Source organism: Corallococcus sp. 4LFB, from assembly GCF_046520365.1.
In the GTDB taxonomy this organism is placed as follows: Bacteria; Myxococcota; Myxococcia; order Myxococcales; family Myxococcaceae; genus Corallococcus; species Corallococcus caeni.
Map to the genome: position 1 here is coordinate 1 of NZ_JBKGHJ010000273.1, position 11,362 is coordinate 11,362.

Sequence of the window (11,362 nt, forward strand, 5' to 3'; positions counted from 1 at the left end):
CGGAAGAGGCACGGCTTCGCGCGGAGGAGGAGGCGCGGCTGGAGGCGGAGCGCCACACGCTGGAGGAGCACAACGCGCAGCTGCTGGCGCGGCAGCGCGAGCTGGCGGCGCTGCACGAGGAGCTGTCGGACGTGTGGTACGAGTCCGCGCTGGAGCGCGCGCGGCGGCGCACCCAGCCGCCCCTGCCGGGCGCCTCCTCCCCCGAGGCCAACGGGCGGGTGCCGTGAGTTCCACGAGGGCGTCCGCACGGGGCGCCTTCCGCTGTTTCTTCCTCTGACGACCCAAGGAGCGTGCCCGTGGCGATGAACTCGCGGACCCCCATCCGTGGATACCGCGCGGGATTCTTCTTCGTGGTGACGCTGCTGTCGGGCGTCATCGGCTTCATGCTCTGGACGGAGGTGCGCACCGGGCATCAGGTGGACGCGCTGGTGCTGGAGGCCCTGGAGCGCGCGAGCCTCATCGGCCGCATCCGCGTGGACGTGATGTCGCTGGAGTCCGCCATCGAGGCGCACGTGCGCTCCAGCGGCGACGCCGAGCGCAAGGAAGCCGACGCGGTGATGGAGGACATCCTGGGCAGCATCCGCCAGTCCTCGGAGGCGTACATGCGCCACCTGCCGCCCGGCGAGAAGGAGGTCTGGCTGCGCTTCAACGGCGCGTGCCAGGGGCTGGCGGATCAGGTGCGCGCGGCGGCGGTGTTCTCACGCCAGCGCGACGCGGAGCGCGCCCGGCGCCACCTGGTGGAGAGCATCCGCCCGCTGGCGGCGGAGGTGGACCAGCTGGCGGGACAGCTGGCCACGGAGAACGCGTCCGACGCGCGCGTGCTGGTGGGACGGCTGGGCACGCTGCGGGTGCGCAACACGGCCCTGGGCGCGGCCACCACGCTGCTGGCCATCCTCCTGTCCATGCTGGTGGGCTGGCACATCATCTCCCTGCTCAAGCGCCAGGACGCCACCATCCAGGGGCAGCTGGAGGAGCTGGGGCGGCACAACCAGGAGCTGGATGCGTTCACCCGCCGCGTGGCGCACGACCTGATGGGGCCGCTGTCCCCGCTCAAGGGTTACCTGACGCTCATCCGGCGCTCCGGCGCGGTGAAGGACCCGGGCGCGCTGGAGATGATCTCCCAGTGTGAGTCCAGCGCGGTGCGCATGGGCGAGCTCATTGAAGCGCTGCTGCGCTTCTGCCGCGCGGGCACCCGGGGCGACGGGACGATGGGGGAGCTGGACACGGCGGTGAGCACGCTGCTCCTGGAGGTGAGCCAGACGGCGACGGCGCTGGGCGTGTCGCTGGAGCGCGAGCTGGAGCCGGGCGTGCTGGTGGACTGTCCGGCGCAGCTGCTCCAGGTGGTGGCGCGGAATCTCTTGTCCAACGCGGTGAAGTACACGGCGGGGCGGCCGGATCCGCGCGTGAAGGTGCGGGTGGCGACGGAGGGGACGGACGCGGTGGTGGAGGTGACGGACAACGGGCTGGGGATGAGCGCGGCGACGCAGGCGTCGCTGTTCCAGCCGTTCTTCCGGGCCGCGGAGGTGCGGGGCCTCCCCGGCCACGGCCTGGGGCTGGCCACCACCCGGCGCGTGGTGGAGGCGCACGGCGGCACGCTGACGGTGCACTCGGAGGAGGGGAAGGGCACGCGGATCCGCGTGCGGTTCGCGCGTGTGGCGCGCACTCCGGCGCCGCTTGTGGTGGAGTCCGGGCCGCAGCGCGACGCCCCCTCCATCCGCAAGGCCTCATGAGCTCAGCCCGAATCCTCGTCGTCGATGATGATCCGCATGCGCGCGACCTGCTCCAGCGCCTCCTGGGCGTGCTGGGGCCGGTGACGCAGGCGCCGGACCCCAAGGGCGCGGCGGAGCGGATGGGCGAGCAGTCCTTCGACCTGGTCCTCACGGACATGGCCATGCCCGACCCGGGCGACGGCCTGAAGGTGCTCCAGCTGGTGAAGTCGAACCTGCCGGACACGCCGGTGATTGTCGTGACGGCGTTCGGCAACATCGAGGGCGCGCTGGACAGCATCCAGCTGGGCGCCTTCGACTACCTGTCCAAGCCGTTCGACGTGGACGCCATCATGCGGGTGGCGAAGCGGGCGCTGGAGCAGAAGCGGCTGGTGGAGGAGAACCGCACGCTGCGCAAGCAGGTGGAGCGCACGTCGCTGGTGGGCCGCAGCCAGGCGCTGCTGGAGGTCTACAAGCAGGTCGCCCGCGCGGCGACGAGCAACGTGCCGGTGCTGATTACCGGTGAGACGGGCACGGGCAAGGAGATGGTGGCGCGGGCGCTGCACAGACGCTCGGCGCGTTCAGGGGGGCCGTTCATCCCGGTGGACTGCGGCGCCATCACCGAGTCGCTGATGGAGAGCGAGCTGTTCGGCCACGCGAAGGGCAGCTTCACGGGGGCGTCCGGAGCGCGGCGCGGCCTGTTCGAGGAGGCCAACGGCGGCACGCTGTTCCTGGACGAGATTGGCGACGTGGGGATGAAGGTCCAGTCGCAGCTCCTGCGCGTGCTCCAGGAGGGGGAGATCCGCCGCGTGGGCGAGAGCGTCCCGGTGAAGGTGGACGTGCGGGTGCTGGCGGCGACGAACAAGGACCTGAAGGCGAGGGTGGCGGAAGGGGCGTTCCGCGAGGACCTGCTGTACCGGCTGGACGTGGTGCACCTGCACCTGCCGCCGCTGCGCGAGCGGCGCGAGGACATCCCGGCGCTGGTGGAGCACTTCGCGTCGCTGCACGCGAGGGGCGGGGTGCGGCCGGTGGTGACGGCGGACGCGATGGCGCGGCTCACGGTGTATGACTGGCCGGGCAACGTGCGGCAGCTGGAGAACGTGATGGCGCGGGCGCTCGCGCTGAACGTCACGGGCGTGCTGGGGCCGCCGGACTTCCCGGAGCCCATCGGTGACGCGCCCAAGCGGCTGACGGGGCTCGCGGGAGACCTGCCCAGCCTCGCGGAGCTGTCGCGGCGGTACGCGGCGCACGTGCTCCAGCACGTGGGCGGGAACAAGAGCGAGGCCGCGCGTCTGCTGGGCGTGGACCGCAAGACGCTCTACAAGCTCCTGGAGGCGCCGGAAGCGCCCGAGGGGATTCCGCCCGCGGAGGGCAGGGGCTGAGCCGCGGAGGGCACTTTCCGCCGTTCGTGGCAATCGCCGTTCGGGGCGCAAGGACTGCCCACCCACGCGTAGGAGATCGCACCTGGGCCGACGTTGAGGATGTCAGCGGGGACCCGTAGCGTTGCGGTCCGTATGCGCCGCCGCTGGTTCCCCCTCGGACTCCCCCTGTTGTTCTTCGCGTGCGCTCCGGTGGAGCCCCCCGTTCCCATCGCGCCGGTGGATGCGGGCACCGTGACGGCACAAGCCACCGTGCCCGACACGGAGGCTGCTCCGTCGCCGGAGTCCGCGCAGGCGCTCCATTCCGCATGGCAGGCCACCGCGCTCGAGTCCTCCGCTGACGGCGGCGTCACCCATGCCACCGCGCCGGCCCTGATGGGCGTCGTGGATGCTTCAGGGGACGCGGGCCGTGCGCTCTCGCTGTCGCTGGAGCCGTCGCTGTCGCGGTCCGCCTCCGTCGGCGCGGACACCGAAGCCCTGCCCGGCGAAGAGGAGCCGCAGGTCATCACCGAGTCCGAGGTCCCCCTGCTGGAGCTGGGACCGGACGGTGAGCCGTTGATCGACGCGGAGGACATCGCATCGGATGACGCCATCGCGCAGGCGCCGGACGGCGGGAGCGCTGCCGTCGCCGTGGGCTCCGACCCGAACAGTCCAGGCTCCACGGTGGAGTCCCCTGTCGCGGGAGCCGACTCCCAAGCCCCCGCGACAACACCCATCACAGGCACCGACGGTGAAGAGGACGTCGTCGCCGAAGCTCCGCTCACGGAAGTCGACGCGGGCATGGAGCCCTACGCCATTCCCTACGCCCCGGACGCGGGCTCGCTGCGCGTGCGCCGCTCCATCGCGGTGCGCTCGGAGCCCCGGCAGGACTCACCGCCCCTGGGCACGGTGGCCCAGGACATGCGCGTGCGCTGGAAGGGCGCCATGCGCGGACCGGACTGCGAGACGTGGGTGGAGCTGGAGCCCCGCGGCTGGGTCTGCGAGCGCTACCTGGAACAGAACTTCCGCGAGCCCCGCGTCCGTCCGCTGCCCCGCTTGGAGGAGGGGGCGCTCACGCCCGGCATCTACGCGCGCGTCGTCGGCCGCCGCGTGCGCGCCTACCCGAGCCTCGCGCTCGCTCGGAAGAGGCGGCAGGGCGTGCTGCTCAAGGGCTCCGTCACCGTGAAGCTCCTGGGCCAGGTGAAGGTCGGCCGGCGCACCTTCTGGCGCACCTCCGACGGCCAGTACTTCGAAGCGCGCGTGCTGCGCGAACACCGCCCCTCCGACTTCAGCGGCCTGGACGCGGAGGCGCTCGCGTCCCTGCCCATGCCCTTCGCGTGGGCCCAGTCCCGCGCCGCGCCCCGCACCGACGTGGTGGTGCGCAAGGCCCCCGGCGCACGCGCCGAACGCGAGACCGTGCTCCCGCCGCGCACGCTCGTCTCCGTGCGCGAGCTGTCCGCCGACGGCCAGTGGGTCCGCATCGCGGAGGACCACTGGGTGGCGCGCGACGACCTGCACGTCGCGTGGTCGCTGGCGTCGCCGTCCATCGTGGCGCCCGGCGCGCGCTGGCTGGACGTGGACCTGGAGGCCCAGACGCTCATCGCCTACGAGGGCGACCGCCCCGTCTACGCCACGCTCATCTCCTCCGGCAAACCCGGCACCGATACGCCGGAAGGCCTCTTCCGCATCTGGGTGAAGTTCGCGGAGGCGGACATGACGGGCACCATGGGCAGCGCCAGCTACCGCGTGGCCACCGTGCCGTGGACCATGTTCTTCGAGGGCGACTTCGCCCTGCACACCGCCTACTGGCACGACCGCTTCGGCGAACCCGTGAGCCACGGCTGCATCAACCTGGCTCCCAGGGACGCGCGGGCCCTCTACGGCTGGACCACGCCGGAAGTGCCCACCGGCTGGTCCATGGCGCACGCGACGCCGGAAGAGCCGGGCACCTGGGTGCGCATCCGAGGCCAGGCCCATGAGGCGCCGAAGAAGCGCCGCAAGGGCGCGGCCGTCGTCGCCACCGTGCGCGACCTCTAGCCGCCCAGCACGGACACCGTGACGCGGCGGCGGTGCGGGGACGTGCGGTGCTCCCAGACGTAGACGCCCTGCCACGTGCCCAGGTCCGCTGCTCCGTCCTTCACGGGCACGCTCAGGGACACCTGCGTCAGCACCGTGCGCACGTGCGCGGGCATGTCGTCCGGCCCTTCCGCGTCGTGCTGGAACAGCGGGTCGCCGTCCTTCACCAGCCGGGAGAAGAACGCCTCCAGGTCGCGCTGGACGACGGGGTCCGCGTTCTCGCTGATGAGCAGCGACGCGCTGGTGTGGTGCAGGAACAGCGTGCACAGGCCTTCACGGATGCCCGTGCCCTTCACCGCCTTCTGCACCTCTCCGGTGATGTCCACCAGGCCCCGGCCCCGCGTGGACACCGTCAGCTCCTTCGCCTGATACACCCCGTGCCTCCGTCCCGCGGGTCAGCGCCCGTCCAGCCGCTTCACCAGGAACGCCGCCAGCTGCTCCAGCTCCTCGGTGAGGATGGTGTGCCCACCGTCGAAAGGTAGGAACTCCAGCGGCAGCCCCGCGCCCTTCAACATGTCGCGCAGGCGCTCGCCCTCCTGGAAGGGCAACACCGGATCCTGCCGGCCATGGCCCTGGAACACCGGCAGGGACGAACGGGCCTGGGCTTTGGGCTCCCACTCCTTGCCGGCCACCAGGGCCCCGGACAACAGGCACAGGCCGGCCGGACACTCCTCCAGCCGCAGCGCCACGTCCGTGGACATCATCGCGCCCTGGCTGAAGCCGCCCAGCACGACGCGGTTCAGGGGCACCTGGAGCGCCGCCACCACGCTCATCAGCGCCCGGCGCGCGGCGGCATCCCCGGCGGCACGGCCTGGGAGTACTGCGCCCAGTCGCGCCCCTGGCCCATGAGGATGGCCATGGGGATTTCGAACCACGCGCGGCCCCCGGGCATGCCCAGCGCGTCCAGGGACAGCAGCGCCTCCGGGAAGACGAAGCGCACGGCCTGCGCCAGCCGGGGCGCGGCCCTCATCAGCTCCGGCGCCAGCGCCACCAGGTCCGTGCCCGGCGCGCCGAAGCCGTGGCTCAACACCACCACCAGCTCCGGCGTCGCGCCCTCGGGGAGCGCGTCCACCACGTGGCAGCCCAGCTCTCCCAGCTTCGTGCGCACGTGGCGCGGGCGGAGGTTCACGGCTGCGCGTCGCTGATGGTGACGTGCTGGATGACCATGTCCGTGTCCGGCTTGTCCTGCGAGTTGCGCGGCGCGTTGGCGATCTTCTCCACCACGTCGTAGCCCTTCACCACCTCACCGAAGATGGTGTGCCGGCCCTTGAGGAACTGCGGCGTGGACGTGGTGATGAAGAACTGGCTGCCGTTGGTGCCCGGGCCCGCGTTGGCCATGGCCAGGAGGCCCTTCTTGTCGAAGTCCCGGTTGCTCTTGAACTCGTCGCCGAAGCGGTAGCCCGGGTCGCCCCGGCCGGTGCCCGTGGGGTCGCCACCCTGAATCATGAAGTCGGGGATGACGCGGTGGAAGATGACGCCGTCGTAGAGCGGCTTGCCCTCCACGCGCTCGCCCGTCCGGGGGTTGATCCACGGCTGCTCGCCGGACGCCAGGCCCACGAAGTTCGCCACCGTCTTGGGGGCGTCCTTGGAGAAGAGCTTGAGCACGATGGTGCCCTGGTTCGTCTCCATCGTGGCCCAGAGGTCCTGGCCCTCCAGGGCCTTCTTCTGGAAGCCCGTCGCGGAGGCCACGTCCGTCTGCAGGCTCACCGTGCGGGGGGCCGCCTTGGAGTTGGAGGGCTTCGCCGGCGGCTGCTCCTTGTCCTTGGAGCACGCGGTCAGGGTGAGGCAGAGGAGTCCAGCGGTCAGGAATCGGGTGCGCATGGGGCGCGCATCCTAGCGGCTTTCGACCGGGCTCCAGCGTGTTAAAGAGGGCTCCATCCCCGGAGGTTTTCCCTGTGACAACCGGACAGGAATGGCTGGTTGACGCGAGCGGCTGCGCGCCCGAGCGGCTCAAGGACGCGGCCGCGCTGGCGGCCCTCTTCGAGGAGCTGGTCGTGCTGATGGACCTGAAGGTCGTGGGCCAGCCGCAGTGGCACGTCTTCCCGGAGCCCGGCGGCGTCACCGGCCTGGCGCTCCTGGCCGAAAGCCACCTGGCCATCCACACCTTCCCGGAGCACGGCTTCGCCGCGCTCAACGTCTATTGCTGCCGCACCCGCGCGCGTCCGGACTTCGACGCGCTGGCGGCGAAGCACCTGGGCGCCACGTCCTGCCGCGTGCGCGAGCTGTCGAGAGGGGTGGAGGCGTGACGCAGGGGGCGTGTCCGTCGTGTGGCGCGAGCGTGGAGTTCTCCGTCGGGTCCGCGCAGGTGGTGGTCTGCGCCTACTGCCAGACGATGGTGGCGCGCGTGGGCGCGGAGCTGGAGGCCCACGGCCGCGTGGCCCGCATCGTGGAGACCGACTCGCCGCTGCGCCTGGGCCTGGAGGGCCGCGTCAACGGCACCGCGTATCAAATCGTCGGACACCTCCAGAAGGACCACGGCGCCGGCCCCTGGGACGAGTGGTACGTGGAGATGTCCGACGGCCGCACCGGCTGGCTCAGCGAGTCCGAGGGCGCCTTCCACCTGCTCTCCGACGCGGGCGTGGAGGAGGGCCTCCAGCTGGACCGCCTCCATCCCGGTGACCGCCTGCGCCTGCGCAACCGGCCGCTGGTGGTGGAGGAGCGCGGCCACGGGCGCGTCGTCGCCGCGGAAGGGCAGCTCCCCAGCGACGTGGATCCGGAGGCGGACAGCTACTACGTGGACGCCACCGGCCCGCGCGGCCTGTTCGTCACGCTGGACTTCGGCACGCGCGACCGCGACCCGGAAGTGTTCCTGGGGCAGAAGCTGGAGCTCACGCAGCTGGGCATCCCCGCGGGGGACCTGCGCCCGCGCGTGCGCAAGGCGCAGCTGCAGCAGGCGCGCTGCACGAACTGCAACGGCCCGCTGGAGCTGCGCGCGCCGGACCAGACGCTGCGCGTGGCGTGCCCCTACTGCGGCGCGCTGATGAGCGCGGCGCAAGGCAAGCTGTCCTTCCTCAAGCTGCTCCAGAAGCCGGAGCTGCCGGCGCCCTCGCGCTGGGGCAGAAGGGCACGCTCGACGGCGCGGAGTGGATCTGCATCGGCTACCAGGAGCGCTCGTGCGTGGTGGAGGGCACGCGCTATCCGTGGATGGAGTACCTGCTCTATCACCCGGCGCGCGGCTTCACTTGGCTGATGGAGTCCAACGGCCACTGGGTGTTCTTGAGGCCCATGGCGGCCGGTGACGCGAGCGTCGTGCCGCGGGTGTCCGCGTTCTACGAGCACCGCCGCTACAAGGCCTTCCAGTCCGTCACCGCCGTCACCGACGCGGTGGTGGGCGAGTTCTACTGGAAGGTCTTCCAGGGGGAGCAGGCGCGCGCCACGGAGTACGTCGCGCCGCCGTACTCCGTGAACGAGGACGCCACCGACAACGAGGTCACCTACACGCATGGCGAGTACCTCACGCCGGAGCAGGTGCGTGACGCGTTCAAGCTGAAGGAGCCGCTGCCCAGGCCCCGCGGCATCGCGCCCAGCCAGCCCAACACGCGCCGCGCGGCGATGATGAAGACGCTGCGCTGGTCGGCGGTGTGGCTCCTGGGGCTGTTCGCGCTGTCGGCCGTGCTCCACGCGCGCGCGCTCAACGCGCGGGTGCTGGACATGCAGGTGACGCTGCCCCGGAGCGCGACCTCCGGCACCCCCGACGCCATGCACTTCAGCCAGCCCTTCGAGCTTTCGCGGGACGGCAACGTGCGAGCCCAGGTCGTCATGTCGCAGGCGATCGACAACGCGTGGGTGGGCGTGCAGGGCGACCTGGTGAACCAGGACACGCAGGACGTGGTCAGCTTCTACGAAGAGGTGAGCTACTACCACGGGCGCGACAGCGACGGCTCCTGGAGCGAGGGCGGCCAGGACGGCAGCGTGTTCCTGTCGTCGGTGCCCAAGGGCAGGTACGTGCTGCGGACGACCACGTCGTTCGACCCGAACCTGAAGCTCACGGGCCCCCAGCTGGGGCCCGTCGTCAGCTACCGGGTGCTGCTCACGCACGACACGCCCAACGAGAGCTGGTTCGTCATCGCGCTGGTGCTGCTCCTCATCATCCCGGCGCTGTCGTTCTTCGGCGCCAACAGCTTCGAGACCGAACGCTGGAAGGAAAGCAACCTGTAGGGACGGAGGTGGACGATGAGGTACCTGGGCGGACTGGTGCTCGTGGCGTACGCGTGGGCCACCTATACGGGCTGGGCCCCGTTCAGTGACGAGGAGCGCGGACGGGTGACCGGGGACGTGAAGCGCGGGCCCGGCGGCGTGCTCTTGTGGACCGGCGGATTCATGGGAGGCAAGTGATGCTGTTGCTCGGAGTGGTGGTCACCCTGCAGGGAGTGCTGGCGAGCGTCATCTATTCGCTCATCGGCCTGGTGGTGTTCGTGGCCGGCTTCTACGTCATCCGCCTCATCCTGCCTTACGACGTGCACAAGGAGATTGAAGTCGACCAGAACGTCGCGCTGGGCATCGTCATCGGCTCCTTCATCCTGGGCCTGGCCATCATCATCGCGGCGGCCATCAGCGGCTGAACGACGTGACGCTTTGAACAAGACGCTGCTCTTCCTCACCGTCCTCGTCATCGCGACGTGCGGGCTCATCTACGAGCTCATCGTCGGGACGCTCGCCAGCTACCTGCTGGGGGACAGCATCACCCAGTTCTCCACCGTCATCGGCGGCTACCTCTTCGCCATGGGCATCGGCAGCTACCTGTCGCGCTTCGTGGAGCGCGGGGTGGCCCAGCGCTTCGTGGAGGTGGAGCTGGCCGTGGCGCTCGTCGGCGGGCTGTGCGCGCCGATGTTGTTCCTCACCTTCACGCTCACCAGCGTGTTCCCCGTCGTCCTGTACGGCAGCGTGCTGGCCATTGGCACGCTGGTGGGGCTGGAGATTCCCCTCCTGCTGCGCATCCTGCAGGACCAGCTCAAGTTCAAGGACCTGGTCAGCCAGGTGCTGACGTTCGACTACCTGGGCGCGCTCGCCGCCAGCGTGGCCTTCCCGCTCTTGCTGGTGCCGAAGCTGGGCCTGGTGCGCACGTCGCTCCTCTTCGGCCTGCTCAACGCGGGCGTGGGGCTGTGGAGCACATGGCTGCTCGCGCCCGTGCTGGCCAACCCCGTGCGCCTGCGCGTCAAGGCGGTGGTGCTGTGCGCGGGGCTGCTGGTGTGCTTCGCGCTGGGGGACCGGCTCACCACGTTCTACGAGGACCAGCTCTACGCGGACGAGGTCGTCCACGCCACGAGCTCCCCCTACCAGCGCATCATCGTCACGCGCGGCAAGCGGGGCTTCTCGCTGTTCCTCAACGGCAACCTCCAGTTCGCCAGCATCGACGAGTACCGCTACCACGAGTCCCTGGTGCACCCGGCCATGGTGCGCGCGCGGAAGGTGGAGCACGTGCTGATTCTGGGCGGCGGGGACGGGCTCGCGGCGCGCGAGGTGCTGAAGTATCCGGAGGTGAAGTCCATCACGCTGGTGGACCTGGACCCCGCCATCACCGGGCTCGCCACGGGCTACGGGGAGCTGGCGGCGCTCAACCACCACTCCCTGACGCACCCGAAGATGCGCGTCATCAACACGGACGCCATGCAGTTCCTGGCGGAGGGCGCCAACACCTGGGACGTGGTGATTGTCGACTTCCCGGACCCCAACAACTTCGCGCTGGGGAAGCTGTACACGACGGGCTTCTACAAAATCCTGAAGAGGCGCCTGGCGCCGGGCGGGGTGGCGGTCATCCAGAGCACGAGCCCGCTGTTCGCGCGGCGCTCGTTCTGGTGCGTGGAGACCACGCTCGAGGCCGCGGGCTTCTGGACGCAGCCGTACCACGCGCTGGTGCCGTCCTTCGGGGAGTGGGGCTACGTGCTGGTGGCGCTGGAGCCCGCCGGCCGCCACCGCGCGCTGCCGGAGGGGCTGGCGTTCCTGGACGAGGACACGCTGGAGGGGCTCACGCGCTTCTCGCCGGACATGGCGCCGCTGCCGGCGGAGGTGAACCGGCTGAACAACCAGGTGCTGGTGCACTACTACGAAGAGGAGTGGCGCCGGTGGAACTGACGCGGCGCGAGCTGGTGGCCGCGTTCCTGGGCGCCTCCGTGGCGAGCGCCTGTACGCGGCACCAGGCTCCTCGCGCGCCGGTGCCCGGCGCCATCGTGGACCGGGCGGTGGACACCGGCCACAAGCTGCGCGGCGGGCCGCTGCCGCGCG

Annotated in this window: 13 protein-coding genes and 1 pseudogene; 10 read left to right on the forward strand and 4 right to left on the reverse strand. The window is 71.0% G+C overall.

The features are described 5' to 3' along the window. The 4 genes and pseudogenes from ACLEQD_RS25885 to ACLEQD_RS25900 all read left to right on the forward strand — a co-directional run. A pseudogene (locus ACLEQD_RS25885) lies at positions 1–227 on the forward strand (hypothetical protein); the annotation flags it as partial. A gap of 75 nt (positions 228–302) precedes the next feature. Beyond that, positions 303–1,730 carry an ATP-binding protein gene (locus ACLEQD_RS25890; protein WP_410387659.1) on the forward strand — a complete coding sequence of 476 codons (1,428 nt, stop codon included), beginning with the start codon at positions 303–305 and terminating at the stop codon, positions 1,728–1,730. Then, positions 1,727–3,088, forward strand: a complete 1,362-nt coding sequence (locus tag ACLEQD_RS25895; RefSeq protein WP_410387651.1) for a sigma-54-dependent transcriptional regulator — start codon at positions 1,727–1,729, stop codon at positions 3,086–3,088. Before ACLEQD_RS25890 ends, ACLEQD_RS25895 begins: the two co-directional genes overlap by 4 nt. 231 nt (positions 3,089–3,319) lie before the next feature. Further along, positions 3,320–5,101 (forward strand): L,D-transpeptidase family protein, encoded by a 1,782-nt coding sequence (locus ACLEQD_RS25900; protein WP_410387652.1) that lies wholly within the window; start codon positions 3,320–3,322, stop codon positions 5,099–5,101. Here ACLEQD_RS25900 and ACLEQD_RS25905 read toward each other — a convergent pair. From ACLEQD_RS25905 to ACLEQD_RS25920, 4 genes are read right to left on the reverse strand one after another with little or no spacing between them, the layout of a single operon-like run. After that, the gene (locus tag ACLEQD_RS25905) at positions 5,098–5,514 is read right to left on the reverse strand and encodes a secondary thiamine-phosphate synthase enzyme YjbQ (RefSeq protein WP_410387653.1); all 417 of its coding nucleotides are present in this window, start codon (positions 5,512–5,514) and stop codon (positions 5,098–5,100) included. The genes ACLEQD_RS25900 and ACLEQD_RS25905 overlap by 4 nt on opposite strands. A 21-nt stretch (positions 5,515–5,535) precedes the next feature. After that, positions 5,536–5,913 (reverse strand): alpha/beta hydrolase, encoded by a 378-nt coding sequence (locus tag ACLEQD_RS25910; protein ID WP_410387654.1) that lies wholly within the window; start codon positions 5,911–5,913, stop codon positions 5,536–5,538. After that, complete coding sequence (locus ACLEQD_RS25915) at positions 5,913–6,269, reverse strand: hypothetical protein (protein ID WP_410387655.1); 357 nt, start codon at positions 6,267–6,269, stop codon at positions 5,913–5,915. Before ACLEQD_RS25915 ends, ACLEQD_RS25910 begins: the two co-directional genes overlap by 1 nt. Next, the gene (locus ACLEQD_RS25920; protein WP_410387656.1) at positions 6,266–6,961 is read right to left on the reverse strand and encodes a peptidylprolyl isomerase; all 696 of its coding nucleotides are present in this window, start codon (positions 6,959–6,961) and stop codon (positions 6,266–6,268) included. Before ACLEQD_RS25920 ends, ACLEQD_RS25915 begins: the two co-directional genes overlap by 4 nt. A gap of 74 nt (positions 6,962–7,035) precedes the next feature. Here ACLEQD_RS25920 and speD point away from each other — a divergent pair, with 74 nt between their 5' ends. From speD to ACLEQD_RS25950, 6 genes are read left to right on the forward strand one after another with little or no spacing between them, the layout of a single operon-like run. Next, the gene (gene speD / locus ACLEQD_RS25925; protein ID WP_120525197.1) at positions 7,036–7,386 is read left to right on the forward strand and encodes an adenosylmethionine decarboxylase; all 351 of its coding nucleotides are present in this window, start codon (positions 7,036–7,038) and stop codon (positions 7,384–7,386) included. Then, positions 7,383–8,330, forward strand: coding sequence for a DUF4178 domain-containing protein (locus ACLEQD_RS25930; RefSeq protein ID WP_410387657.1), 948 nt, complete (start codon positions 7,383–7,385; stop codon positions 8,328–8,330). Before speD ends, ACLEQD_RS25930 begins: the two co-directional genes overlap by 4 nt. Continuing rightward, a complete protein-coding gene (locus ACLEQD_RS25935) occupies positions 8,234–9,298 on the forward strand; it encodes a DUF4178 domain-containing protein (RefSeq protein WP_410387660.1) in 1,065 nt (354 codons plus the stop codon). Before ACLEQD_RS25930 ends, ACLEQD_RS25935 begins: the two co-directional genes overlap by 97 nt. 15 nt (positions 9,299–9,313) lie before the next feature. Further along, a complete protein-coding gene (locus tag ACLEQD_RS25940) occupies positions 9,314–9,475 on the forward strand; it encodes a hypothetical protein (protein ID WP_171413055.1) in 162 nt (53 codons plus the stop codon). Next, the gene (locus tag ACLEQD_RS25945; RefSeq protein WP_338274501.1) at positions 9,475–9,702 is read left to right on the forward strand and encodes a DUF350 domain-containing protein; all 228 of its coding nucleotides are present in this window, start codon (positions 9,475–9,477) and stop codon (positions 9,700–9,702) included. The genes ACLEQD_RS25940 and ACLEQD_RS25945 overlap by 1 nt, the downstream gene beginning before the upstream one ends. A gap of 13 nt (positions 9,703–9,715) precedes the next feature. Continuing rightward, positions 9,716–11,212 (forward strand): polyamine aminopropyltransferase, encoded by a 1,497-nt coding sequence (locus tag ACLEQD_RS25950; protein WP_410387658.1) that lies wholly within the window; start codon positions 9,716–9,718, stop codon positions 11,210–11,212. Positions 11,213–11,362: the final 150 nt, after the last annotated feature.